Genomic DNA, 527 nt, shown 5'->3' on the forward strand with positions numbered 1-527 from the left:
ATTCAATAATAAATCGATTCATCGCAGTACGCCAGTTTCGAATGGGCATGGTCCATTTTTTACTGGCTTCTTTTATGGCAAGGTAAACCATTTTTTTAGCCGAGTCATCATTTGGGAATACCTTACGATTTTTCAACGCTCGTCTAATCACGCTGTTTAATGACTCAATAGAATTTGTTGTGTAGATAGCCTTACGAATATCCTGAGGGTAGTTAAAAAACGTATTTAAGTTATGCCAATGATTATGCCATGACTTGCTTATTTGGGGGGATTGCTCATCCCAAGTATCGCTGAAACGATCGAGTTCGAGTAACGCTTCCTCCTCCGTTGCGGATTGATAAATACTCTTAAGGTCCGCTGTGACTGCCTTGTAGTCTTTCCACGATACGTACTTTAACGTGTTTCTGACCATATGCACGATACAGAGCTGTACATGAGTATCTGGATAAACGGTATTTATAGCGTCAGGGAAGCCTTTTAAGCCATCAACACAAGCGATGAGAATGTCCTCAACGCCTCGTTGCTGC

At 41.6% G+C, this 527-nt stretch carries 1 protein-coding gene; it reads right to left on the reverse strand.

Annotated features, from left to right (window positions below):
• A partial coding sequence (locus tag ACWXWT_RS20650) for an IS256 family transposase (protein ID WP_456043425.1) occupies positions 1-527 on the reverse strand: 527 nt, incomplete at both ends.

It is taken from the genome of Shewanella sp. A22, from assembly GCF_053850585.1.